This window comes from Pseudonocardia acidicola, from assembly GCF_012911935.1.
Taxonomy (GTDB): Bacteria; Actinomycetota; Actinomycetes; order Mycobacteriales; family Pseudonocardiaceae; genus Pseudonocardia; species Pseudonocardia acidicola.
This window is the reverse complement of sequence record NZ_JAAXLA010000020.1, coordinates 55,006-78,279: the sequence shown is the minus strand read 5'-3', so window position 1 is coordinate 78,279 and position 23,274 is coordinate 55,006. Positions and strand designations below refer to the sequence as shown.

19 protein-coding genes and 1 pseudogene are annotated in these 23,274 nt (G+C 71.9%); 14 read left to right on the top strand and 6 right to left on the bottom strand.

The features are described 5' to 3' along the window. Nucleotides 1–9: 9 nt before the first annotated feature. The 5 genes from HF526_RS13215 (at nucleotide 10) to HF526_RS13195 (ending at nucleotide 6,432) form a co-directional block, all read left to right on the top strand. Nucleotides 10–912, top strand: a complete 903-nt coding sequence (locus HF526_RS13215) for a TIGR03619 family F420-dependent LLM class oxidoreductase (protein WP_169381701.1) — start codon at nucleotides 10–12, stop codon at nucleotides 910–912. Beyond that, nucleotides 909–1,877 (top strand): PDR/VanB family oxidoreductase, encoded by a 969-nt coding sequence (locus HF526_RS13210; protein WP_169381700.1) that lies wholly within the window; start codon nucleotides 909–911, stop codon nucleotides 1,875–1,877. Before HF526_RS13215 ends, HF526_RS13210 begins: the two co-directional genes overlap by 4 nt. Nucleotides 1,878–2,148: 271 nt before the next feature. Continuing rightward, a complete protein-coding gene (locus HF526_RS13205; protein WP_211177145.1) occupies nucleotides 2,149–3,060 on the top strand; it encodes a hypothetical protein in 912 nt (303 codons plus the stop codon). 339 nt (nucleotides 3,061–3,399) lie between these two features. Beyond that, nucleotides 3,400–5,091 (top strand): PEP-utilizing enzyme, encoded by a 1,692-nt coding sequence (locus HF526_RS13200; protein WP_169381698.1) that lies wholly within the window; start codon nucleotides 3,400–3,402, stop codon nucleotides 5,089–5,091. A gap of 111 nt (nucleotides 5,092–5,202) precedes the next feature. Next, a complete protein-coding gene (locus HF526_RS13195) occupies nucleotides 5,203–6,432 on the top strand; it encodes an acetyl-CoA C-acetyltransferase (protein WP_169381697.1) in 1,230 nt (409 codons plus the stop codon). Nucleotides 6,433–6,677: 245 nt separating this feature from the next. On the opposite strand, the gene HF526_RS13190 is transcribed toward HF526_RS13195, so the two are convergent. Next, nucleotides 6,678–7,313 carry a TetR/AcrR family transcriptional regulator gene (locus tag HF526_RS13190; protein WP_169381696.1) on the bottom strand — a complete coding sequence of 212 codons (636 nt, stop codon included), beginning with the start codon at nucleotides 7,311–7,313 and terminating at the stop codon, nucleotides 6,678–6,680. 154 nt (nucleotides 7,314–7,467) lie between these two features. On the opposite strand from HF526_RS13190, the gene HF526_RS13185 reads away from it, so the two are divergent. Continuing rightward, nucleotides 7,468–8,304: a hypothetical protein gene (locus HF526_RS13185; protein WP_169381695.1), complete on the top strand. Its 837-nt coding sequence runs from the start codon at nucleotides 7,468–7,470 to the stop codon at nucleotides 8,302–8,304. On the opposite strand, the pseudogene HF526_RS37405 reads toward HF526_RS13185, so the two are convergent. Next, nucleotides 8,238–8,780 (bottom strand): annotated as a pseudogene (locus HF526_RS37405) (transposase). The gene HF526_RS13185 and the pseudogene HF526_RS37405 sit on opposite strands and share 67 nt — an antisense overlap. A 259-nt stretch (nucleotides 8,781–9,039) precedes the next feature. On the opposite strand from HF526_RS37405, the gene HF526_RS13175 reads away from it, so the two are divergent. Then, a complete protein-coding gene (locus HF526_RS13175) occupies nucleotides 9,040–10,479 on the top strand; it encodes an ISNCY family transposase (RefSeq protein WP_169381730.1) in 1,440 nt (479 codons plus the stop codon). Between the two features lie 465 nt (nucleotides 10,480–10,944). Here the strand turns inward: HF526_RS13175 and HF526_RS13170 are convergent, their stop codons facing one another. Continuing rightward, nucleotides 10,945–11,508 carry a MarR family winged helix-turn-helix transcriptional regulator gene (locus tag HF526_RS13170; RefSeq protein WP_169381694.1) on the bottom strand — a complete coding sequence of 188 codons (564 nt, stop codon included), beginning with the start codon at nucleotides 11,506–11,508 and terminating at the stop codon, nucleotides 10,945–10,947. A 251-nt stretch (nucleotides 11,509–11,759) separates the two neighbouring features. Here HF526_RS13170 and HF526_RS13165 point away from each other — a divergent pair, with 251 nt between their 5' ends. The 5 genes from HF526_RS13165 to HF526_RS13145 all read left to right on the top strand — a co-directional run bounded on the left by HF526_RS13165 (nucleotide 11,760) and on the right by HF526_RS13145 (nucleotide 16,713). Next, the gene (locus HF526_RS13165; protein ID WP_169381693.1) at nucleotides 11,760–12,335 is read left to right on the top strand and encodes a nuclear transport factor 2 family protein; all 576 of its coding nucleotides are present in this window, start codon (nucleotides 11,760–11,762) and stop codon (nucleotides 12,333–12,335) included. After that, nucleotides 12,332–13,075, top strand: coding sequence for an SDR family NAD(P)-dependent oxidoreductase (locus HF526_RS13160; RefSeq protein ID WP_169381692.1), 744 nt, complete (start codon nucleotides 12,332–12,334; stop codon nucleotides 13,073–13,075). Before HF526_RS13165 ends, HF526_RS13160 begins: the two co-directional genes overlap by 4 nt. A 100-nt stretch (nucleotides 13,076–13,175) precedes the next feature. Continuing rightward, the gene (locus tag HF526_RS13155) at nucleotides 13,176–13,796 is read left to right on the top strand and encodes a hypothetical protein (RefSeq protein WP_338051451.1); all 621 of its coding nucleotides are present in this window, start codon (nucleotides 13,176–13,178) and stop codon (nucleotides 13,794–13,796) included. A gap of 30 nt (nucleotides 13,797–13,826) precedes the next feature. Continuing rightward, nucleotides 13,827–15,320 (top strand): pyruvate, phosphate dikinase, encoded by a 1,494-nt coding sequence (locus HF526_RS13150; RefSeq protein ID WP_169381690.1) that lies wholly within the window; start codon nucleotides 13,827–13,829, stop codon nucleotides 15,318–15,320. A 106-nt stretch (nucleotides 15,321–15,426) separates the two neighbouring features. Beyond that, complete coding sequence (locus HF526_RS13145) at nucleotides 15,427–16,713, top strand: cytochrome P450 (RefSeq protein ID WP_169381689.1); 1,287 nt, start codon at nucleotides 15,427–15,429, stop codon at nucleotides 16,711–16,713. Between the two features lie 111 nt (nucleotides 16,714–16,824). Here the strand turns inward: HF526_RS13145 and HF526_RS13140 are convergent, their stop codons facing one another. Further along, nucleotides 16,825–17,565 (bottom strand): glucose 1-dehydrogenase, encoded by a 741-nt coding sequence (locus HF526_RS13140; RefSeq protein ID WP_169381688.1) that lies wholly within the window; start codon nucleotides 17,563–17,565, stop codon nucleotides 16,825–16,827. Nucleotides 17,566–17,656: 91 nt separating this feature from the next. Here HF526_RS13140 and HF526_RS13135 point away from each other — a divergent pair, with 91 nt between their 5' ends. Together HF526_RS13135 and HF526_RS36910 are read left to right on the top strand one after the other, a co-directional pair. Next, nucleotides 17,657–18,850, top strand: coding sequence for a CaiB/BaiF CoA transferase family protein (locus tag HF526_RS13135; RefSeq protein ID WP_169381687.1), 1,194 nt, complete (start codon nucleotides 17,657–17,659; stop codon nucleotides 18,848–18,850). Between the two features lie 62 nt (nucleotides 18,851–18,912). Beyond that, a complete protein-coding gene (locus HF526_RS36910; protein ID WP_169381686.1) occupies nucleotides 18,913–20,643 on the top strand; it encodes a PEP-utilizing enzyme in 1,731 nt (576 codons plus the stop codon). Between the two features lie 45 nt (nucleotides 20,644–20,688). Here HF526_RS36910 and HF526_RS13125 read toward each other — a convergent pair whose 3' ends face one another. After that, nucleotides 20,689–21,822, bottom strand: coding sequence for an Rv3169 family protein (locus HF526_RS13125; protein ID WP_169381685.1), 1,134 nt, complete (start codon nucleotides 21,820–21,822; stop codon nucleotides 20,689–20,691). 7 nt (nucleotides 21,823–21,829) lie between these two features. Next, complete coding sequence (locus HF526_RS13120) at nucleotides 21,830–23,227, bottom strand: phosphotransferase family protein (RefSeq protein ID WP_169381684.1); 1,398 nt, start codon at nucleotides 23,225–23,227, stop codon at nucleotides 21,830–21,832. Between the last annotated feature and the right edge of the window lie 47 nt (nucleotides 23,228–23,274).

Below are 23,274 nucleotides of genomic sequence, written 5' to 3'. Positions count from 1 at the left end.
GAGACCCAGATGACCACTGTCGGTCTCGCACTTCCGCAGCTCGGCCCGGTCGTGAGCGGACCGTTGCTGCGGGACTTCGCCCAGGAGGCGGAGCGGATGGGGTTCGCGCACCTGTGGGTGCAGGACCACTTCCTCTACGCGGTGGAACAGGAGGGCGACTACGCGGGCAGCGCGAGCAGCCAGCCCGCGGTCTACCAATCGGTGTTCGGGCCCACCGAGGTCCTCGCCGCCGTGGCGACCTGGACGAGCACGGTCGAGCTCGGGACGAGCATCCTGGTGGGCGGCAACCACTGGCCGGCGCAGCTGGCCCAGCAGCTGTCCACCGTGGACCAGCTCAGTGGCGGCCGGCTGACGACCGTCGGCCTCGGTGTCGGCTGGTCGCACGAGGAGCACCGCGCCGTCGGCGTCGACCCGACCACCCGTGGGCGCCGGATGGACGACTTCGTGCCGGTCCTGCTCGCCTGCTGGGGCGAGGACCCGGTCGAGCACCATGGCCCGTTCTTCGACGTGCCGCGCAGCATCATCCGCCCGAAGCCGGTCACCCCGCCCCGGTTGATGTCGGGCATGTGGTCGGCGAAGGGCCTGGCGCGCACGGCGGCTCAGTACGACCTCTGGAACCCGGGTTCGATGCCGGTCGCCCAGGCCGTCGACCTGCTGGGCTCGATCAACGCCCAGCGGCCCGCGGGCCGGGATCCGGTGGGCGTGTTCTACCGGGTGGGGCTGGAGTCGACCGCGGGCAAGCGGATGACCGTCGACGAGGTCGCGCAGCGGGTGTCCGAGTGCGCGGCGGCCGACTTCGAGGGCGTGATCGTGGAGACCAACTTCTGTCGCGAGATCGAGGCGCCGGAGGACTGGCTGAAGATCCTCGCGAGCCTCGGGCCGGTGCTGGAGGCCGGCGGGGTACCCGAATGAGCCCGGACGCGGCCGTGCTCACCGAGCGGCTCACCCTGACCGTCGAGGCGACCCGCACCGTCTCCGAGGACGTCCTGCTGGTGGAGCTGCGCCGTACCGACGGTGGCGACCTCCCGCCCTGGGATCCCGGGGCGCACGTCGAGGTCGAACTCCCCTCGGGCCTGCGCCGGCAGTACTCGCTGTGCGGTGACCCGGACCGGCGCGACCGGTACGAGATCGCCGTGTTGCGCGAGCCCGAGGGCCGGGGTGGCTCGATCGAGCTGCACGAGGTGGCGAGCCCCGGCGCGGAGCTGTGGATCGGCCTGCCCCGCAACAACTTCCCGCTCCGTCCGGCCGTGCACTACCTGTTCGTGGCCGGCGGTATCGGAGTGACCCCGATCCTGCCCATGGTGGCCGCGGCGGAGCGGGCCGGGGCGACGTGGCGGCTGGTCTACGGAGCGAGGACGAGTCGCAGGTTGAGCTTCCTCGACCGGCTGGAGCAGTACGGCACCGAGCGGGTCGATCTCTGGCCGGAGGACGAGCGCGGCCGGCCGAACTTGGTCGCCGAGCTGGACCGGACCGACCCGAGCACGCTCGTCTACGCGTGCGGCCCGGGCGGGATGCTCGACGCCGTCGCCCTCGCGTACGCGCAGCGCCCGGACGGTCGGGCCCTGCACGTCGAGCGCTTCGGCGTGGACCAGCCGGTCGACGTCACCGGCGACGAGATCGAGGTCGTGCTGGCCCGCTCCGGCCACACGCTCACCGTGCCGGGCGAGCAGAGCATCCTGAGCGCGGTGCGGGAGGTGCTGCCGCGTACCCCGTACTCGTGCGAGGAGGGATACTGCGGGGAGTGCGAGACCCCAGTCCTCGAGGGCACCCCCGATCACCGCGACACCTATCTCAGCGACGACGAGCGGGAGGGCGGGGAGACCATGATGCTCTGCGTCAGCCGATGCGCCGGCCGCCGCCTGGTACTCGATCTGTGACCACCGCCGGGACGAAAGTACTCCAATAATAGATGGTCTAGTGATTGACATCTTTTATGGTCGCGGTCATAGTCGACGCGCCGGGCCGGATCGGTCCACATAGGCTGGTCGCTCACCACGGCGGTGAGAAGGCGGCGCGCCCGGCGGGATGCCAGGAGGTTGCGGGTCAGTGACGACTACGGCGACGACGCAGACGGATCCGGGCGCCGGGCGCGCGACAGGGGGTGACGCCGGCAGCCGCGGACTCTCCCGACGGGCGACCCTCGTGGCCGTGGCCGCGGCCCTGCTGTTCGTGGCGGCGGCCCTGCTGATCACGGGGCTTCGCCAAGGGCCGGTGCTCGGCAGTCCGGACTTCACCATCGACCCGGATTTCGGCATCCCGACCCCGCCGCACGACACCCCCTACCGGTCCACCGCGAACATCGTCGCCACGGCGGCGATGACCCTGGTGGGCCTGACGGGCGTGCTGCTGGGCATCCGCGAGTGGGTGAAGACGCGGTCGTGGCTGCCGCTGATGATCGCGGTGAGCGGTGCCTTCATCGCGCTCCCCGAGGTCTTCTTCGACGTCATGGGCGCGGTGTACTTCCCGTGGAGCGAGACCAACCACGCGTACACCATCCTCGGGCGGGAGATGCCCTGGTGGATCGTGGCAGGGTGGTTCGGCTACGGCGCCTTCAACTTCTTCACCTTCAAGGTCCTGCTCTCGAACCCGAGGACGAAGGTCCTGTGGCTGATGTGGGGCGGGGCGGCCGCCGGCGACGTCGTCTTCGAGGAGATCCTGCTCGCCACCGGCGTCTACCACTACTACGGCAACCAGCCGCTGATGATCACCCCGCAGCTGCCGTGGTGGTGGATCCCGTGCAACTCGGTCGGCGTCTTCCTGGCCGCGTCGATCGCCTACCGCTACCGGGAGCAGATGCGCGGCTGGAAGGCGCTCGGGATGATCGTTGTCACCCCGATGTCGGTCGGGGCGGTGTACGGGTTCATCGCCCTGCCCTCCTGGATCGCGACCAACAGCACCCTGCCGTGGCTGCCGACGCAGCTCCTGGGCCTGCTGACCATCGCGCTCGGCGTGGTCGCCTATTGCCTGATCCTGCACAACGTGCTCGGCCGCCCGCCATTCGCGATGGACTTCGTGCCGGGTGAGCGCGAGGCGCCGGCCGTCGGGTCGGCGAACGCCTGAGTCTCCGGCCCGCCGGTCGTGTCGCCACGTGGGGTGGCGGGCGACGTCGGCGGCGCCGGACGGCCCGGGTCGACCTCCCGGTGGTCGATCCGGGCCTCGCCGTATCGGCGGCGGCCGTGCGCGGTGCGCAGGCCGTCGTCCTCGGCGAGCAGGTCATCCGGTCCGAATGGACCCTGGGGGAATGGCCGGCCGGCCGTATCCCCGGCGAGGGCGGGCAGTTGTACCCGATGCGTGCGTGCTCGTTAGTTTGTCGCTAGAGTAGCTGCCCACCCGGAGGGCGTGGCCCTCCTCACGGTTACCAGGTGATCCCGGTGCGGGACCCAGCATGGGAGTACATCGATGTCCACCCTTGTCACCGATCCGATCCGCGGGACGAGCGAGCCCGGTCGGTACTGGACGACCACGAACCTCGGCGAAGCCGTCCCGGACGTCATGACGCCGATGTGCTGGAGCGTCTGGGGTGAGTCGGCCGAGCTGGGCTGGCTCTACTCCATGTACGCCTTCGGCGTGCTGCCCTCGAGCAAGGTCGTCGTCTCGCCGGACACCAACGACCACGGCCTCGCCGTCTTCTACGGCCGTCAGGCCCTCAACGTCGACGCGATCCGCAAGATCATGGCCGACCTGCCGGGGGTGAACCCCGACGACTTCGAGCGGGACCTGATGGGGAGCGTCCGCGCGGACGCCCCGCAGTACAAGGGCAGCCTCAAGCGCCTGCCGGTCATCCTGGTCAAGGCGCCCAAGGCGCTGCGCAGCACCGGTGGCGAGCTGCGGCGCAAGCACGACGAGATCTACGCCTGGTGGCTCCGCGAGGTCTACGGGCCCTCCCGCGGGCAGGGCACGCCGTCGGGCCGCCCGATCGAGCGGCTGACCGAGGCCCGCGACCGGTTCGCCGACGTGTTCAAGACGCACTGCGTGTGGCGCTTCATCTTCCAGGGGGCGCAGAGCGCCATCACGGACGCCGCCGCGAAGGCCGGCGACCCCGCGCTCGCCACCCAGGTGATGTCCGGGGTCGGCGACGTCAACGAGACCCGCATGTCCGACGACCTGTGGCGGCTCGCCCATGGCGAGCTCGGCGAGGACGAGTTCCTGCGGACCTGGGGCTACCACGGCCCGAACGAGGGCAACCCCTACACGGTCGTCTGGCGCGAGGACCCCTCGCGCGTGCACTCTCTCGCGCGTTCGTACGCCAGCCGCAAGAGCGAGCGTCCGCGCGACCGCGAGGAGCGCGCGAAGCAGGCGGGCAAGGCCGCCGAGGCGAAGCTGCTCGCGGCCACCTCCGCCACCCAGCGGCCGGTCATGCGCTGGCTCGTCGCCCGGTCGCGCAACATCGTGCGGACCCTGCAGGTCGGCAAGGCCGGCTACCTGATGACCCTGGACGGCGCCCGTGCCGCGGCGCGGGCGTTCGGCGAGGAGCAGATCGCGAAGGGGAACTTCACCGACCGGGACGACGCCTTCTTCCTCACCGTCGAGGAGTGCGTGCAGCTCGACGCCGGGCAGCTCCCCGGGGTGGCCGAGATCGTCGCTGAGCGTCGCCGCACCCGCGAGGTCTACAAGGCGATGAAGCTGCCCGTCGCGTTCCGCGGCATGCCCGAGCAGGTCGCCGCCGACGAGCCCGAGGACGACCAGGAGAAGGCCGCGGCCGACCGCGCGGCCGGCCGGACCGTCGAGTTCTCGGGGGCGGCGTCCGGTGGCGGGCGCGTCGAGGGACGCGCGCGCGTCGTGCTCGACGCGTCGGCGGACGTCGAGCTCGAGGACGGCGACATCCTCGTCTGCCGTTTCACGGACCCGGGCTGGGCGCCCCTGATGTCGCTGGCCGACGCGCTCGTCATCGACATCGGCGGCTCGGCGAGCCACGGCGCGGTCGTCGCGCGGGAGCTCGGCATCCCGTACGTCATCGGCACCGAGATCGGGACCGCCGCGCTGCGCGACGGCGACCGCATCCTGGTGGACGGCATCGAGAACGTGGTCCGCGTGCTCGCGCCCGCCGGGGACCCGACGTCCGGCGAGCTGACGGGCAACGCGGCCGGGTGAACCGCGTCGGACGGTGATGCCCGGCCGGCCGCCCCTCGCGGAGGCCCTCGACCCACAAATAGTCGATAGTTAGACTACTGTTGTCGTCGACGACGTCGGAGGGAGCGGCCGGTGGCCGAGGCACTGATCATCGATGGGGTGCGGACCCCGCGCGGCAAGGGCAAGCCGACGGGCGGCCTGCACGAGGTCCACCCGCAGGAGCTCCTGGCCCAGATCCTGCGCGCCCTCGCCGACCGGACCGGCATCGAGCCGGCGGACGTCGAGGACGTCGTGGTCGGCAACGGGGACCAGCGGGACGACCACGGCGATGACATCGGCCGGCTGGCCGTGCTCGCGGCCGGCTGGCCGGTCACCGTTCCGGGTGTGAGCCTCAACCGGTTCTGCGGTTCGGGGCAGCAGGCGGTCAACTTCGCCGCCATGGGCATCGCGTCGGGGTTCCAGCACCTCGTCGTCGCCGGTGGGGTCGAGTCGATGTCCCGCTACCAGCCGCGGCGCGGCGGGGGAGTCCTCGACGGCGGCAACCCGGCGATCGGCGCGAAGTACCCGCTGGTCCCGCAGGGTGTCTCCGCCGACCTCATCGCGACGATCGAGGGCTTCGGCCGCGTGGACGTGGACGCCTTCGCGCTGCGCAGCCAGGAGCGGGCGGCCAAGGCGATCGCCGAGGACCGGTTCGCCGGCAGCCTGGTCCCCGTGCGCGACCCGGACGGCACGGTCCTGCTCGACCACGACGAGCACCCGCGCCCGCAGACGACCGCGGAGTCGCTCGCGGCGCTGGAGCCGGTGTTCGCGCGCGCCGCGGCCAAGGTCCGCGAACCCTCCGGGCTGTCCTACGACCAGATGTGCATGCAGGTGTACCCCCAGGTCACCGAGGTCGCTCACGTCCACCACGCCGGCAACTCGTCGGGCGTGGTCGACGGCGCCGGCGCCCTCCTGCTCGCCTCGGCGGACTATGTGAAGGCGCACGGGCTGAAGGCGCGCGCCCGGGTGCGCAACGTCGCCGTCGCCGCGGCCGAGCCCGTCATCATGCTGACGGCGCCGACGCCGGCGTCGCAGGCGGTGCTGGCCAAGGCTGGGATGACGGCGGCCGACATCGACCTCTGGGAGATCAACGAGGCCTTCGCGGCCGTCCCGCTGAAGGTGATCCGGGACCTCGGGGTGGACGAGGACAAGGTCAATGTCAACGGCGGGGCGATCGCTCTCGGCCATCCGATCGGTGCGTCCGGGCCGATGCTCCTGCAGACCGCGCTCGACGAGCTCGAGCGCCGCGACCTCGCGACCGCGCTCGTCACGATGTGCACGGGCGGGGGCATGGGCACAGCCACGATCATCGAGCGGGTCTAGCTAGCCTAGTCCTCACCGAGTTTGGCCGCCAGGTGCATGGCTGCGCGGAGGTCGGTACACCGTCGATGACGGCCGGTCGATCACTCGAGAAAGTCCGCGCATCGACTGTCCGACACTTGGGTTTGGCCTTGTCGGCGTTTCGCTGGTCCGGAATCTGGCCGGTGCTCACCGCCGGCACTTCGCTCGGCAGCCGTCCACGGCCCAGGTGGCTGGCGGTCCGGGCGGCTGGCCAGTCCTTCTCGTCCTCACCCGGCCGGACCGGTGTGCGCGCGGAGGGACTCCCGTAGCCGCTCGCCCCAACTGCGCAGCTCCACGGAGAAGTCGACCGCCTCCGGCTCCAGGGTCCAGCGGAAGCCGAGGCCCAGCCCGTAGGTGACGATCCGATCCGCCTCCCGGTCGGGGTCGAGATCGAGGCGGATCGAGCCGTCTGCTTGGCCTGCGCGGAGGGCCTCGGCGACGGCACCGCGTTGGTAGGCGATCCACTCGCGTACCCAGCCGCTCAGTCCCTGGATGGCGCCGACGGTCTCGAAGCACACGACGAAGAGTGCCCGGAGAAGCTCGGGCTGCTCCTTCGACTCCCTGGCGAGGTGGTCCCACAGGTCCAGCAGCCGCCCCAGTGCGGTCTCGGACGAGCCGGTTCCACTGCCGAGGAACATCGGCTCGAACTCGTCGCGCATCAACGACTCCAACAGGGCCTCCTTGGAGCCGTAACGCGCGCGGACCATCTCTCGGCTGAACCCCGCGCGCTCCCCGATCTCCGCCGCCGTGGTGCGCCCGAATCCCTTCTCGGCGATCAGTGCGACCGCGGCGTCGAGTAGGCGCCGGGAGGACTCCGCGGAGCGCTCCGCCTGCGACCGACCACGGGACCGTTTCGCGACCATGACCCCATCCTCCCAGGCAAAAGTGTTGTTTGCGAACAAACATATGCGCTACCGTTCCCGGAACCGGCGTGCTGATCATCACTGTGGACGGACCTCACCAGTCGTCCGCGGCAGCCGCGGGGGCGTTCTCGTCAATGCAGACAGGGAGAGTCCGATGCAGCCTCCGTATCAACCCCCGATCCCGTATGGCCTCACCCCCGCGCCCAGCGCCTCGAACATCGTGATGATCATCTTTGGCGTCCTCGCCCTCGGGCTGATCGTGGAGGCTGTGCGTGACTGGCGCCGCCGCGGCCAGCCGCTCATGCTGGTGCTGGTGGTCGCGGCCGTCGTCACCAATCTCGACGAGGGCATCGCCGACCACCTCGGCTTCGTCTGGTACAGCGACATCGACCAGGACGTCTGGTACCGGTCCTTCGTGCCGATGCCGCTGTGGATGGTGCCCGCCTACATCGTGTTCTTCGCCGGCCTGACCACGGTCGTGATGCGGTCAATCGACGCGCGGGTCACGCGCAAGTCCTTCGTGCTGACCGCGGTCGTCTGCTGGGCCGTCAACCTGGCCATCGAGGTCCCGTTGATGTCCACGGGCGTCTACACCTACTACGGGGACAACCAGCCGTTCTCGGTCAACGGCTTCCCGCTGTACTGGCTGGTGCTCAACGCCACCGGCCCGCTGATCGCCGCGGCCGTCCTGTGCCGGTTCCGGGCGTTCTTCACCGGTGCCCGACTGCTCCTGGTGATCCCGCTGCTGCCCATGTGCTACGCCGCGTCGCTGGGTGCGATCGGGTTCCCGATCTTCAACCTCCTGCACTCGGCCGCGCCGCAGTGGGCCGTCGAGGTGGGCGCCCTGATCACCATCCTCCTCGGGCTGAGCGTCTGGTGGTTCGTGATGGAGCTCGCCGCGCGTGACGGTCGGTTCAACGCCTACTACGCGCCCGCCGGCTCGCAGGCGCAGGCCGTGGAGGTCGAGCCCCGCACGCACGCCGCCGCCTGACGGACCGCCCGACGGTGCGGCCCGGTGTCCCGCACGCGGGCGCCGGGCCGCGCGGCGCTGTCCGGCTTCGGCTCGAGCGGTCGGACATCTCCCTGATCCTCGTGGCGCGACGCCCACCGGCGGGTGACTCGCCGCGCCGTGGGAAGCGCGGGATCGCGACCGGGGTGACGTGTGCCTCCGCAGATCAGGCCCGTCACGTCGCCGAGCTGCTGCAGCCGCGCCAGGATCCGGGCCCAGGTGCCCTCACGCTGCCAGCGCCGGAACAGCCCGTAGACCGATTGCCAGGACCCGTACCGCTCGGGTACGTCCCGCTACGGAGTACCGGCACGGGTCCGCCACCGGATCCCGTCGATCAACTGTCGCCTGGTCAACGTCGGGGGCCGCCCACGCCCACTCACTGCAGGTAGGAGCGGCTCGAGCAGCTGCCACTGCGCGTCGGTGAGGTCATGACGAGCACCCGCGGGTACGGTGCCCACGAGGTCTCCGGATGGATGGTCTCCTTGGTCGTTGATCCACTTACCGGAGACCTCACTCGTCTCCGCTCGCCGACACGCCACCCGCGGCTGGCAGTGATCGACTTCCTAAACACGGCCTAGCTACTTCGACCTGAAGAAGTAGCGGTCTGTGGGGCTTCTGACCTGCGTGGATGTGTCGGCGCGCCTCCCGCGATCACCATCGAGTGAACGGACGGGAGAATCGGTCTCGTAGGGCGGTGAGCTGGGGAAACGGGGTGTGATGCTGCGGACGCGGGCACTCGAGGTGAGTCTGTGGGAGGCGGTGCTGCCCGCGGAGGTGCTGCGGCTGCCCGAGGAGCTGGCCCGGGTCGACGCGCTGCTGGACGACCCGGCGTTCTTCGCCCCGTTCGTACCGTTGTTCGATCCGCGGCTGGGTCGGCCGTCCACGCCGATGGAGGTCTACCTGCGGCTGATGTTCCTCAAGTTCCGCTACCGGCTCGGCTACGAGTCCCTGTGCCGCGAGGTCGCCAATTCGATCACCTGGCGGCGGTGCTGCCGGATCCCGCTGGACGGGCGGGTGCCGCACCCGACCACGCTGATGAAACTGACCACCCGCTGCGGGGCCGCCGCGGTGGATGGCTGCAACGACGCGCTGCCGGCCAAGGCCGCCGAGGCGAAACTGCTGCGCACCTCGCGGCTGCGCGCGGACACCACCGTGGTCCCGGCCGACGTGGCCTACCCGACCGACTCTGGGCTGCTGGCCAAGGCGGTGCGCCGAATCGCCGCGGCCGGGCGCCGGGTGCAGGCCGCGGGCGGCGCCACCGGACCAGGGGTCCGCGACCGTAGCCGCGCCGCCGGGCGGCGGGCCCGGGAGATCGGGGCGAAGCTACGGCTGCGCGGCGCGCAGACCCGCGACGAGGCCCAGGCTGTGGTCCGCCGGATCACTGGTGAGCTGGCCGGGCTGGCCGAGCGCGCCGCCGCCGACGCCGAACTGTTGCTGGTCAACGCCCGCCGAGCGCTGCGCCGAGCCCAGGCCAAAGCCGCCGAGCTCGCCGCGGCGGGGCTCCATGATGCGGCCGGTGGGCGCCGCCGCGGCCGGCTGCGGCGGGCGGTGAACGACCTGACCGGCCTGCTGGCCGCGACGCGGCGGATCGCCGACCAGACCCGCCAACGCCTGTCCGGCACCACCCCAGAGGGGGCGGCCCGGCGGGTCAGCCTGCACGACGCCGACGCCCGCCCGATCGCCAAGGGCCGGCTCGGGAAGCCGGTCGAGTTCGGCTACAAAGCCCAGGTCGTCGACAACGACGACGGGATCGTGCTCGACCACACCGTCGAGCTCGGCAACCCCGCCGACCCGCCGCAGCTGGTGCCCGCGATCGGCCGGGTCATCGCCCGCACCGGGCGGCGTCCGCGCACGGTCACCGCCGACCGTGGCTACGGCGAAGCCCGAGTCGAGAACGACCTGCACGACCTCGGGGTGCGCACCGTGGTCATCCTCCGCAAAGGCAGACCCGGCAAGGCCCGCCAAGCCCACGAACACCGCCGCGCGTTCCGCAGAACGGTCAAATGGCGAACCGGCAGCGAGGCCCGGATCAGCACCCGCAAACGAGGCTACGGGTGGGACCGCACCCGCCTGGATGACCTCGAAGGGGCCCGGGTCTGGACCGGACACGGGGTCCTGGCCCACAACCTGGTCAAGATCTCGGTCATCGCCGCATGATCGACCCCTGAACAGAGACCGACATCCTCCGGCGGCCACCCCGCCTCGTCCTGAATCAGAGCGATCGGCCTTCTTCAGGGCGAAGTAGCTAGCCACCGGGCACCCCGCAGCTTCCGCGGCGACGTGGCGCGACCGGCCGGCGATGGTCGTGGTCCCCGTCGGGCCGGGAGCCGTCCTGCGCGGAGCTGGACGACCGGTCGATCCGGCTGAAGACCGGCTTGCCGGGCACGCGGGCGTCGCGGACGGGGCCGTCATCGGGGTCGACGACCCGATCTGGGTCGGCGGGTCCATGCCTCGTGGTGCCGACCGCGGGCGTCGAACCGGGACCCGGCCTGGCGGCGGAGCTGCTCGTCCACGTCAGGGCGGTGCTGCCGGGCCCGCAGGCCCCGGCACCCTCGGGTTCGTGACGGAGCTGCCAGGGGGCGAGAACGGCAAGCTCTACACGAGGGAGATCGCCCGCCGGGCCTAGCGACCGCGGCCCACCTTGGCGGGGGTGTCGGTGTCGCCGGCCGCGAGCCGGAGCTTGGCGAGCACGTCGACCAGGTCCTGCTGCTCGTCGACGGTGCTGCCGGAGAAGCCGAAGTCGCATTCGCGCAGCGAGTCGGTCGCCTCGCCGATCAGGGCCCGCCCGGCGCTGGTGATCGACACGAGGGTGGCGCGGCGGTCGGTGGGGTGAGGGCTGCGCTCGATCAGGCCGCGGTTCTCCAGGCGGTCGGTGGCCAGGGTGGCGGTGGTCGCGTGCACGATGAGGCTGCGGGCGAGCTGGCTGATCAGCCGGGTGCCGGTCTCGCTGAGCTGCAGGGTCATGAGCAGCATGTAGTCGGTCAGGTTGAGTTTGTGCGGCCGGAGCGCGGCCTCGACCGCGTCGACCATGATCCGGTGGAACCGCAGGACGGAGCTCATCGCGATGAACGCGTCCTCGTGGTCGCCGAGCCCGTGCCGGCGCCAGAAGTGACGTGCCCAGTCGACCGGATCGGTGGGCGAGCTGGTCTGCGCACGGCCCTGGCTCGCCTTCTGGCGGGGTGGCATCACGACTCCCGTGGTTCCTGTGGTGACACGACGGAAGCCGCGTCATGGACAGTCTAGATCCCGACGATGACGGGAGACCGGCAGCGAAGCGGGCTGGCGAGTTGCGCGGCATCTCAGTGGTCCGGCGCGGTGCGGATGAGGTCGTGTGACAAATAGTTGACAACTCGGGTTTCGCCTCGACACCCTGTCGAGGACGCGGTCCCGACGGGGACGCGCTCCGATCGGACGACGTCGTCAGGGGTGTCGAGAGCATGACGTTCGTGGAGGGTGCCGGCCCGGATCGCTCGGGTTCTGGGGACCACGCGGTCTCTCCGGAGGAGTACCAGGCGGTGGTGCAGGTGCTGCATCGTTACTGCCGCGGGGTCGACCGGATGGACGCCGGCCTGACGCGCTCGTGCTTCACGCCGGACGCCGAGCTGGTGTACGGCGGGGTGTACCGGGGCGAGCCCGCGGGGTTCGTCGACTGGCTGTGGCCGGTCCACGCCGCGATGATCGCCCACAGCCACGACGTCACCAATGTGATCGTCGACCGGCGTCCGGACGGATCACTCGGGAGCGAGGCCTACGTCGTCGTGACCCTGCGGATCGACGATGGCGGCGAGGTCGTGGACCTCGTCAGCCACGGCCGGTATCTCGACGAGTGGACTCTCGGACGGGATCCGCGTATCACCCGGCGGCGCTACGTGTCGACGCTGTCCGCGGCCCGGCCCGTCACGCCGCGGGACCTCTCCCGGCACTTCCGGGTCGGGCCGGGTGCCCCCGTTCTGCGGGCGGCCCGGGACGCCGCCGACCCGTCCTACGATCTGTTCGCGGGGGAGGCGCAGTGAGCGGGGACCTGGCAGGCCGCCGTATCGCGGTGACCGGGGGGTCCTCCGGAATCGGTGCGGCAGTGGCAGCCGAGCTACGGGCGCGCGGGGCCCGCGTCGGCATCATCGGCCGCAACGCCGAACGCCTGGCAGCCGTGGCCGACGCCACCGGGGCGGTACCCAGAGCGGCCGACGTCGCCGATCACGGCGCCGTCCGTAGCGCCGTGGAGGGGCTGGCCGAGGAGCTCGACGGCCTCGACGGCCTCGTGAACAACGCCGGCGCGATGTTGCACAGCCGGGTCTCGGAGGGCCGGGTCGACGACTGGTCCGCCGTCGTCGGGGCCAACGTCCTGGGCGTGCTGCACGCCTCCTCGGCCGCCATACCCTTCCTGCGCAAGGCGGCACGGCAGGGTCCGGCGGACCTGATGACCGTGACGTCGGCCGGCGCGGACCGGGTGACGAGGCCCGAGTTCGCGGTGTACATGGGCTCCAAGGCCGCGGCGCGCCACATCACGGAGGGCCTGCGGCTGGAGCTCGCCGGCGACCTCGTGCGGGTCTCGATGGTGAGCCCGGGGACGACCGACACGGAGGGGCACGGGCCCGGTATCGCCGACCCCGAACTGCGGCAGCGCGTGATGGCCCAGAAGGCCTCGCTGGGGCTGCGGCCGACCGCGGTCGCCGCGCAGGTCGCCGCGGTGCTGGCGCTGCCTCCCGGGGTCAGCATCCGGCACCTCGAGGTGCGCCCGTTCCCGGGGGATTGACCGTGGTCGCGCCGTGCCGGGAGACCCCGTGGACACCGCGTGACCGACCTACTACTCTAGTTCACGACAATTGTGCGATGGAGCATCAATGGAGGGTCGCGTGTCCGAGCTGGCCGAGCTGAGCCTACTGCAGGCGTTGCGACTCAAGGGGCGTGTGGCGCCGGAGGCGGCGGCGGCCGCGACGGGTGTGAGCGAGGCCGAGGCCGAGGCCGCCTTGCAGGGGCTGACGGCCCGGGATCTGGCCTCCCAGGCGAAGGCGTCGTTCCGTATCACTGCGGCGGGCAAGGAGAGGCTCGCGGAGTTGCTCGACGCGGAGCGGGTCGCGGTCGACCAGGGGGCGCTCGAGCCGGCCTACGAGGACTTCGACGAGGTCAACTCCGACCTCAAGGCGGTGGTCACGGCCTGGCAGCTCAAGGACGGCGACACCCCGAACGACCACACCGACGCCACGTACGACGCCGGGGTCATCGAGCGCCTGGCGGCGCTGCACGAGCGCTTCCAGCCGCTGCTGGGGCGGATCGTCGAGATCGCGCCCCGACTGGAGCCCTACCGCACCCGGTTCGCCTCGGCGATCGAGAAGGTGCAGGCCGGCGAGCACTCGTTCGTCGCCCGCCCCATCGCCGACAGCTATCACACGGTCTGGTTCGAGTTCCACGAGGAGCTCATCGGCCTGCTCGGGCGCACCCGCGCCGAGGAGGCAGCCGCCGGTCGGGCCGTCTGAGCCGGACGGGCGTGAAGGAGGGAATCACAGATGTCGCTGCTGTGGACGGGCGAGCACCCCGATCTCGACCGTGAGGTCGTGGGGGGCAAGGCCTACAGCCTCAACTGCATGCACGTCCTCGGGCTGCCGGTCCCGCCGGCGTTCGTCCTCACGACGGACGAGTGCACCCGGTACGCCGCGAACGGCGGACTCCATGATGATGCGGTGGACAGTGTCCGGGCGGCGGTCGCCGAACTCGAGTCACGCACGAGTCGCAAGCTCGGTGGCACCGAGAACCCGCTGCTGGTCTCGGTGCGGTCCGGAGCAGCGCGGAGCATGCCCGGGATGATGGACACGATCCTGAACCTCGGCGTGAACGACGAGGTCGAGCACGCCTTGGCGCGGCTCACCGGGGACTCCGCCTACGCCGCGGACACGCATCGCCGCTTCCGCGAGCAGTTCGAGCGGGTCGTCGGGATGGCGGCGCCGGCCGATCCGTGGGAGCAGTTGCTCGCCGCCATCGGAGCGGTGTTCGCCTCGTGGCGGTCGCCCCGCGCCGTCTCCTACCGCAGGCACCACGGGATCTCCGACGACGGTGGCACTGCCGTGACCGTCCAGGCCATGGTCTTCGGCAATCTCGACGACCGGTCCGGCACCGGCGTGCTGTTCTCCAGGGACCCGCTGACGGGCCACCCCGAGCCGTACGGCGAGTGGCTGCCGCGGGGACAGGGCGAGGACGTTGTGTCGGGGCGCTTCGACCCGCTCCCGCTGGCCTCCCTCGCCGAGGGCATGCCGAGCGTGCACGACCAGCTCCTCGAGGCCGCCCGCGCCCTGGAGGAGCACGGCCGGGACGTCCAGGACATCGAGTTCACCGTCGAGGCCGGCAAGCTCTGGCTGCTGCAGGCGCGCGCCGCCAAGCGGTCACCCGACGCCGCCGTCAAGCTGGCCGTCGCGCTGCACGACGCCGGCGTCGTCGACACCGACGAGGCGCTGGCCAGGGTGACGCCGGCCCAGGTCGCCGCCGTCTGCAAGCCGCGGGTCGCCGCGGAGGCGAAGGCGGGCGCCACGCTGCTCGTCAAGGGTGAGGCTGCCTGCCCGGGCGTCGGGGTCGGCCGGGTGGTCCTCGACGTCGAGGAGGCTGAGGAGCTCGCCGACGACGGGATCGAGGTGGTCCTCGCCCGTCCGACGACGGATCCCGACGACGTCGCGGGCATGATCGTGTCCAGCGCCATTGTGACGGAGATCGGCGGCTCCACCTCACACGCCGCCGTGGTGAGTCGCGAGCTCGGCACACCCTGCGTCGTCGGGGTCGGCGCGGGCAAGCTGGCTGCGCTCGCCGGCAAGGAAGTGACCGTCGACGGCTCGTCGGGGGAGGTCTTCGAGGGCAGGCTGCCGATGGCGCCCTGCGGTGAGGCGGACAACCCCGATCTGGCCAGGCTCCTCGCCTGGGCCCGGGAGCGGGTCCCGGGCCACGAGGGCACGCCGGCGGAGATCGTCGCCGCTGCGCAGCAGGCGCGCCTCGAACCGGTCTCCGCGACCGGCTGAGGGGCCGGCGACGTCCGGGGTGCGGACCCGCCCCTGCCCCGGGCGTCATCTTCAGGCACGACCGAGAGACGACCCGCGCCGCGGTGCGCGGTCACGGAGGATGACCATGACAGTGGCCGAGTCGACCTTCGACGAGGTGTTCGCGCTCGAGCCCCGGGCCGTGCGGTGCCCGTTCGGGGCCTACCAGCAGACGCGGGCGGAGAACCCGGTTTTCTGGTCCGACCGGGTCCAGGCGTTCGTGGTGTCGCGGTACGAGGACATCGCCGAGGTGCTGCGCGCACCGGAGAAGTACTCGTCCTCGGTCGCCAGCGGACCCCGCTCGGTGACCCCGCTGGCCGCGCAGCTGCTCGAGAACCCCGACACCCCCGCCAAGCTGCGCGCCCAGGCGGAGCGCCGGATGCAGATCAGCAAGGCGACCGTACTGCTCTTCTCGGATCCGCCCAACCACGTCCGGCAGCGCAAGCTCGTCAACAAGGGGTTCACCGCGCGTCGCATCAACGGCATGGAGGAGGAGATCCGGGGCGTGGCGCGTGGCCTGGTCGACCGCTTCGCTGCCGACGGCCGTGTCGAGCTGGTCTCCCAGTTCTCGATCGGGCTGCCGATGACGGTGATCGCCGATCTCGTCGGCGTGCCGCAGGACATGCACGACACGTTCAAGCGCTGGTCGGACAACTTCACCGCGGGCACCGGGAACTTCGGCCTCACCTCGGACGAGGTGGCGGACATGTTCGACTCGGTCGACCAGTTCTACGACTTCTTCACCGAGCAGGTCGAGGCCCGCCGTGCGGAACCGCGCGACGACCTGCTGTCCGACCTGGTGGCCGCCCGGATCGGCGGGGAGGAGCCGCTGCAGGTCAACGAGATCCTGCAGATGCTCGTCCAGTTCCTGGTGGCGGGCAACGAGACCACGACCAACCTGGTCACCTCGATCGTCTATCGGCTGGTGACCGACGCCGCCCTGATGGCGAAGGTCCGCGAAGACCTGTCGCTGGTGCAGCCGCTGGTCGAGGAGGTGCTGCGGGTCGAGTCGCCGGTCCAGGGCATGTTCCGGCGGGCCACCGAGGACAGCGTGATCGGCGGGGTCGAGATCCCGGAGGGCAGCATCCTGTGGCTGTCGTACGGCTCGGCCAACCGCGACGAGTCGCAGTTCCGGGACAGCGAGCAGATCACTCTCGGGCGCTCCGACCCGCAGCCGCATCTGGCGTTCGGCCGTGGCGAGCACTTCTGCCTCGGCGCCGGCCTCGCCCGGCTGGAGGCTCGCGTGGGCGTGCAGACCCTCCTCGAGAGGCTGGACGACATCGCGCTCGACGGCTCCGACGAGGACCTCGCCTACCTGCCCAACTTCATGCTGCGCGGGATCCGGAAGCTACCGCTGACCTTCACCGCCCGCTGATCATCCGGTGTGTCCTGCCGCCCCCCGTCGGGAGGGCACACCGGAGTCCAGCGCCTCCTGGTGAGGAGCACCCGGTCCGGTCGGCCTCGCCGACCGGACCGGTCGCCGTTCTCAGCCCTGCGCCTTCTGGAAGTACGGGATGGTCCCGATCGTCAGGCCGCCGTCGACGAGGAGGGTCTGGCCTGTGACGTAGCGCGAATCGGAGCGGGCGAAGAAGGAGACCGCCGCGGCGATGTCGTCCGGGTAACCGAGCCTGCCCGCGGGCAGTAGTTCGGCGGTGCGGCGCTCCCGCTCGGGGTCGCTCTGCCGCGCGGCCGAGCCCTCGGTGGTGATCCGGCCGGGGGCCACGGCGTTGACCCGGATCCGGAGCGGGGCGTACTCCACCGCCGCCAGCTCCGTGAGCGACCGGACGGCTGCCTTCGAGGGCGAGTACATCCCGGTCCCGGGTACCGGGAGGGTGGCCGACATCGAGGCGATGTTCACCACCGAGCCGCCCTCGCCGCGGGACAGCGGCTCCGCGAGCGCCTGGATGCACAGCAGCGAGCCCAGGACGTTCACGTCCATGACCTTGCGGAACGACTCCGGGGTCACCCGGGCGAGCGGTTCGAAGAGGTAGATCCCGGCGTTGTTGACCAGGACGTCCAGGTCGTCGAGCCGCTCGGCGAGCGCACCCACCGAGGCGGGGTCGGTCACGTCGCACACCGCGGCGGTGCCGCCGACCTCGGCCGCGACCTTCTCAGCCGCCGCCTCGTCCCGGTCCGCGACGACGACCGTGAAGCCGTCGTGCGCGAGCCGCTGCGCGATGCCGCGCCCGATGCCCTGTCCTGCTCCGGTGACCACTGCCTGGGGCACGATCGCACCTCTCGTCGTCGAGTCGTTCTGGCCGCCGAATCATCGCATAATCTACTATCGCTTCGTAGATGTTCTGGGGAGCGGAGTGCACATGGCGGAGCTCGACGACGCGCAGCGCGGCCAGGGATCGGGGCCGCTGTGCGGACTGCGAGTGGTGGAGATCGGTGGGATCGGCCCCGGGCCGTTCGCCGCGATGCTGTTGGCGGACATGGGGGCGGACGTCATCCGCATCGACCGGCCGGGCCCACCGGCCGACGACCGGACGACGGTGGCCGACGTGCTCCAACGCGGACGCCGGTCCGTGGTCCTGGACCTCCGCCGTCCCGAGGGAGTGGCCGCGCTGCTGGACCTCGCGGCGTCCGCCGACGTGCTCATCGAGGGCTTCCGGCCCGGGGTGATGGAACGCCTCGGTGTGGGGCCCGAGGAATGCCGAGCCCGTAACCCGAGGCTCGTCTACGGACGGATGACGGGGTGGGGCCAGGAGGGCCCGTGGGCCGGAATGGCCGGGCACGACGTGAACTACATCGCCCTTGCCGGTGCCCTGCACCCGCTCGGCCGCGAGGGCGAGGCCCCCGCCGTCCCGGTCAACCTCCTCGGCGACTTCGGCGGCGGATCCCTCTACCTGGTCGCCGGCGTACTGGCGGCCCTGTGGGAAACGGCCCGGTCGGGGACGGGGCAGGTCGTCGATGCCGCTGTGGTGGACGGCGCGGCATCGTTGACCACGATGCTGCACGGGATGCTCGCGGTCGGCTCGTGGCGCGACGAGCGAGGGGTGAACCTGCTGGACACCGGACGCCCGTGGTACGACGTCTACGAGACCTCGGACGGCGGCTGGATGTCGGTCGGCCCGCTCGAAGTCCGCTTCTACAACGAATTCGCCACTCTCCTCGGGCTCCCCGAGGACCTGGTGCGCAGGCCCCGGGCGGACGAGTGGCCGCGGCTACGCGCCGCGATCGCCGAGGCGTTCGCCGCCCACACGCGCGACCACTGGGAGGCCGTGTTCGCCGGCACCGATGCCTGCGTGGCGCCGGTGCTCGGGCTGAAGGAGGCCGCGGAGCATCCGCACCTGGCCGCGCGCGGGACGTTCGTCGAGATCGAGGGCGTGCGGCAGCCCGCACCCGCCCCCCGGTTCGACCGGACACCCGGTGCGGTCCAACGCCCGCCCGCACGCCGTGGCGCGCACACCCGCGAGGTCCTGGAGGGCTGGGGTGTCGGCGGCGTCGAGGGCCTGCTGGCGGCCGGGGTGGCGGTGCAGGAGGACGCCACAGTGGAATCCTCCGCTTAGTCTATTGCTCGATAGTGCATGAGTAGAGCACGGTGATGCCTCTCAAAGAGGAGGAATGACCCGTGGTCGACATCTCTCGTCCCTGGGTGGTGGACTCGCCGCTCAGCACCCGGTTCCCCGTCTACACGCGCGCGAACGTCGGTGAGGTCTCGCCCAACGTCGCCACACCGCTGTTCTGGAGCATGATCGGCGGGCTGCCGTCCGAGCGGGAGTGGAAGAAGGCACTGGCCGAGTTCGGCGCTTTCGACGAGGACGAGTTCCGCCGGGACGTCATCGACATCCAGGGCATGGTGCACGGGTACGTGTACCTGAACCTGTCGAACCTGCGGGTCTTCGGGGTGCGGATGCCCGGGGCCAGCGCCGAGCTGATGGACCGGACGTACCTGGGTGCTCCCTCGCAGGAGGCCCCGTACGTCCCGCACCCGGACGACGCCGCCCCGCAGTTCACCGACCGCATCCTCAAGACCGTCGGCGAGGTGTTCGCCGTCGAGTCGCGGCCGGACGTCGAGGAGGGGACGCGGGTGGCCGCCCGGCTCCGGGCCGAGCGCCCCGAGCTGGCGTCGTTGTCGGAAGCAGAGCTGGTCGCGCGGCAGCGGGCGATCATGGCCGACCCCTACGCGGGGCAGCTGCGCACCCACCTGAAGATGGTCTACGAGTCCTCGCTGGTCACCGGGGCGTTCGACGAGGCCCTGGCCCCGCTGAACGACCCGACGATCGCGGTGCGCCTGTACGGGGGCCTCGGCAACATCGCATCGGCGGCCCCCACCCAGGCGCTGTGGAATCTCAGCCGGATGGTGGCGGGGTCGCCCGAGTGGACGGCGGCGTTCGACGAGGGGGCCGACGGGCTGCTGGAGCGGCTGCGCAGGGGCTCCGACGCCGGGTTCCTCACGGCGTTCGACGAGTTCCTCTACGAGTACGGGTCACGGTCGACCAACGAGTGGGAGGCGGCGCCGGCGACCTGGGAGACGCATCCCGCGATCCCGCTTGCGCTGATCGACCGCATGCGCCTGCAGCCCGCCGACCGTGAGCCGCGGCAGCAGGCCGAACGTCTGCGCGCCGAGCGCGAGCGCACCACCGCGGCGGTGCGCGAGCGGCTCGCCGAGGAGCCCGGACAGCTCGGCCGGTTCGACGCGGCGCTGCGGTCGGTTTCGGTGTTCATGCCCGCGAGGGAGCAGAGCAAGACCAACGTCATCCGGATCCTGCACGAGGCGCGCCTGCCGATGTGGGAGCTGGGCCACCGCTACGTGGCGACGGGGCACTTCGACCGCCCCGAGGACGTCACGATGGTCCGCGAGGACGAGCTGGACGCCTTGGTCGCGGACCCGGCCTCGTTCCGGCCGGTGATCGCGGAGCGCTGGGAGTGGTACCACGCGCTGAGCGAGCTCGAGCCGCCCTTCCTGATCAACGGGGAGGTCCCGCCCGTCACGACCTGGCCGCGCAAGAAGGATCCGGCGGTCACCGTGGTTCGCCCGGGTGACGTGCTGACCGGCCTGGCGGCCTGCCCCGGTGCGGCCACCGGTCCGGCCCGGATCATCGAGGATCCGGCGGACGCGGCGGAGCTCGAGCCGGGGGAGATCCTGGTCGCGCCGATGACGGACCCGGGGTGGACGCCGCTGTTCACCTCGGCCGCCGCGGTCGTCGTGAACGTGGGCGCGCAGCTGAGTCACGCCGCGATCGTCAGCCGGGAGCTGGGCATCCCGTGCGTGCTGGCCGTGCAGCACGCCACGAAACGGATCAGGACCGGGACGATGCTGACCGTCGACGGGACCGCGGGCACCGTCACGGTGCACTGAGCGGCACCGGATCCGGCGCGGGCGCCCAGCGCCCGCGCCGACCGGTCAGGCCAGCCCGTGCCGGGGCAGCGCGCCTCGGGTGATCACAGGCAGGTGGCCCATGCCGGGGCGGCCGTCGACCGTCAGGGTCACCGGCTGCTCGCGGTGTCCCGGGGGGACGGACACCCCGTCCTGCTGCACGTCGTCGGGCGGCACGAAGGTGTACACGTCGTGCTCGGCGACCTCGCCCCGCCAGGCGCCGAGGCCGCGCCGGTCGAGGTACCCGCCGTCGTAGCCGGTGCCGGAGTAGGCCCAGGCGTGCAGCCGGGGACGGGCCGTCACCTTCAGCGCGCCGCCGTCGGCGAGCCCGACCGCGAGCCGGACCTCGGAGTACGCCCGGCTGCCGGCGACGAAGTCCACCTCGGCCTCGACGTCGATCACCGGGATGCGCACTCCGGTCGGCTCGATGAGCTCGCCGTCCGTGGCCAGCCTGTGGCCGTCGGCGTCCTCCCGGTACTGCAGGGCGAGGAATCGGCCGTCGACCTCGCCGAACAGCACCAGGTGCAGCATCGCCGCACGGGGCGCGGTGGGCATCTGGGCCTGCGTGCTGGGGTCGCCCTGGGACCGCTCGAAGCCGCCGACGCCGGGGCGCAGGCCCCAGGAGTGGTCCCGCGCGCCCCACCAGTCCTCGACCGCGATCCGCCCGCCGCCGTGGTCGATCCACCCGTTCCACCGCCCCACCTGGTCGTAGCGGGTCATGTCCTGCAGCACCCGCCCCGCCGGCGCGTCGAAGTGGTGGGCCTCGAGGTGCGGCGCCGACGCGGAGGTCCAGGTCAACTCGGCGGCGAGCGGGGAGTGCTCGGGCCGGACGACGAGCTCGATCCGCTCGAAGGGCTCGGCGACCCGGACATCCAGGTCGCCGACCCCCATGCGCTCCACGTCGGAGTCGAGGGCGCGCGCGAAGCGGGCGTTGTGCTGGCGGTCGCCGGCCTGGATCGCGACGTATCCGTCGCAGCTGCCGGTGTTCTTGTAGAAGGCGACGCCGGCGATCAGGCCGGCCGAACCCGCCGGATCGGCGGCGCAGAGCCAGTAGCGGTCGAAGAACCGCACGTCGGAGCTGGCGGCGTGGCGGACCGGCCACGGGGTCTGGTGAAGCAGGGCCTCGTCGGCGGCGGCGAGGGCGTGATGGCGGTGGGTCATGAGGTCCTCAGCGCTCTCCGAAGGCGGTGGTCAGGGCGTTGTCGAGGAAGCGGGTGCCGAGCAGGAGCCCGGAGACCCCGTCGGAGAGGCGGCTCGGGTCGAGCACGAACTTGGTGCGCAGGCGCAAGCAGCTGGTGGCGCGCCAGAAGTCCTGCCACACGGTGAAGAACCGCAGCTCCTCCTCGTCGACCGGGCGCCCCCCGGCGGCGAGGTAGATCTCGAGGAACTCCGGCCAGTCGAGTAGCTGCCGCACGCTGGGCCGGACGTAGGCGAGGTCCTCCGCGGGTTGCCCCCGGTGCGCCATCTCCCAGTCCAGCAGCGCGGTCACGGCCCCGTCCGAGACGAGGACGTTGTGGAATCCGACGTCACCGTGCACGAGGACCGGCGGCCTGCCCAGATCGGGGATGTGGGTGCGCAACCAGGTCAGCAACGCCCGGTGGAGCACGATCCCGGGGGTCACCGGCACCGCCTCCGCCGCGCCGTCCACGATCGCCTCTCGCTGGTCGAGTGCGGCCCGGACGTCGTCACGGGAGGCCATGGGGGGCCGCGGGGTTCCGCCGAGCCCTGCGACGTCGAGGGAGTGCAGGTGACCGAGCAGCCGGGCGAGCTCGCGGGCGCTCTCGGCGGTCGCGCCCGACGTCGGGCCGGTCACGGTCCCCACGGTCTTCCCGGTCAAGCGCTCGGTCGCGAACAGCGGCCCCCCTAGCGGGTTGTCCGCGGGATCGATCCAGAGGGGACGCGGGGCGGGGATGCCCCCGTCGGCGGCGAAGCGCACCACCTCGTACTCGCCGGGCAGGGTGTCGGCGGCGCGGCCGGCGGCCACCTTGCGGACGACGATCTCGGAGGTGCCGTCGGCTCCGCGTAGCTGCACCAGCAGCGTCTCCTTCGAGAAGCCGCCGGTGAGCACGCGGACGGCGGTCACCTCCCGGGAGTCGCCGCGTGCCCGCAGGTACCGCTCCATCGCTGCGGGGTCGACCGTGCCCGACTGCTGCGGCTCGGGGAGCTCGATCCGGTCACGGTCGGGGAGCTCGCCCAGCTCGGTGCGCCGGGCCTCGTTGACCGCCCGGCGGGTGTCCTCCCCGTCGGGATCGTCCGCGACGAGCGCGGCCACCGCCGTCGGTAGCATCGTGACGCTCCCGGGTGGACAGTACGGGCCGGGTGCGTCGTCCGGGGTCCACGATCCGGCTGCAGCGGCGGCGCGGTGCCGGCGGGCCGCCACCTCGTCGTCGAGCGCGGCGCGGTGCAGCAGGGCGTCGGCCACCTCGAGCAGCAGACCCAGATCGTGGGGAGTGTTCGCGTCGGCCGGGCGGCGCGCGGCCACCTCGTTGCGCACCGCGCGCACGACGGCCGCGGAGGCGGATCCGGGTGCGGCCGCCGGCGCGGCGGCGCTGGACCTCGCCGTCATTTGTCTAAATCTAGACTATAGATCGCGCGATCAGTAGGCTTCCGAGC

Excerpts from the sequence above, each read along its gene's own strand:
- HF526_RS13215 (WP_169381701.1), top strand. The coding sequence starts at position 10 with ATGACCACTGTCGGTCTCGCACTTCCGCAGCTCGGCCCGGTCGTGAGC.
- HF526_RS13210 (WP_169381700.1), top strand. The coding sequence starts at position 909 with ATGAGCCCGGACGCGGCCGTGCTCACCGAGCGGCTCACCCTGACCGTC.
- HF526_RS13200 (WP_169381698.1), top strand. The coding sequence starts at position 3,400 with ATGTCCACCCTTGTCACCGATCCGATCCGCGGGACGAGCGAGCCCGGT.
- HF526_RS13190 (WP_169381696.1), bottom strand. The coding sequence starts at position 7,313 with ATGGTCGCGAAACGGTCCCGTGGTCGGTCGCAGGCGGAGCGCTCCGCG.
- HF526_RS13185 (WP_169381695.1), top strand. The coding sequence starts at position 7,468 with ATGCAGCCTCCGTATCAACCCCCGATCCCGTATGGCCTCACCCCCGCG.
- HF526_RS13175 (WP_169381730.1), top strand. The coding sequence starts at position 9,040 with ATGCTGCGGACGCGGGCACTCGAGGTGAGTCTGTGGGAGGCGGTGCTG.
- HF526_RS13170 (WP_169381694.1), bottom strand. The coding sequence starts at position 11,508 with ATGCCACCCCGCCAGAAGGCGAGCCAGGGCCGTGCGCAGACCAGCTCG.
- HF526_RS13165 (WP_169381693.1), top strand. The coding sequence starts at position 11,760 with ATGACGTTCGTGGAGGGTGCCGGCCCGGATCGCTCGGGTTCTGGGGAC.
- HF526_RS13150 (WP_169381690.1), top strand. The coding sequence starts at position 13,827 with ATGTCGCTGCTGTGGACGGGCGAGCACCCCGATCTCGACCGTGAGGTC.
- HF526_RS13145 (WP_169381689.1), top strand. The coding sequence starts at position 15,427 with ATGACAGTGGCCGAGTCGACCTTCGACGAGGTGTTCGCGCTCGAGCCC.
- HF526_RS13135 (WP_169381687.1), top strand. The coding sequence starts at position 17,657 with ATGGCGGAGCTCGACGACGCGCAGCGCGGCCAGGGATCGGGGCCGCTG.
- HF526_RS13125 (WP_169381685.1), bottom strand. The coding sequence starts at position 21,822 with ATGACCCACCGCCATCACGCCCTCGCCGCCGCCGACGAGGCCCTGCTT.
- HF526_RS13120 (WP_169381684.1), bottom strand. The coding sequence starts at position 23,227 with ATGACGGCGAGGTCCAGCGCCGCCGCGCCGGCGGCCGCACCCGGATCC.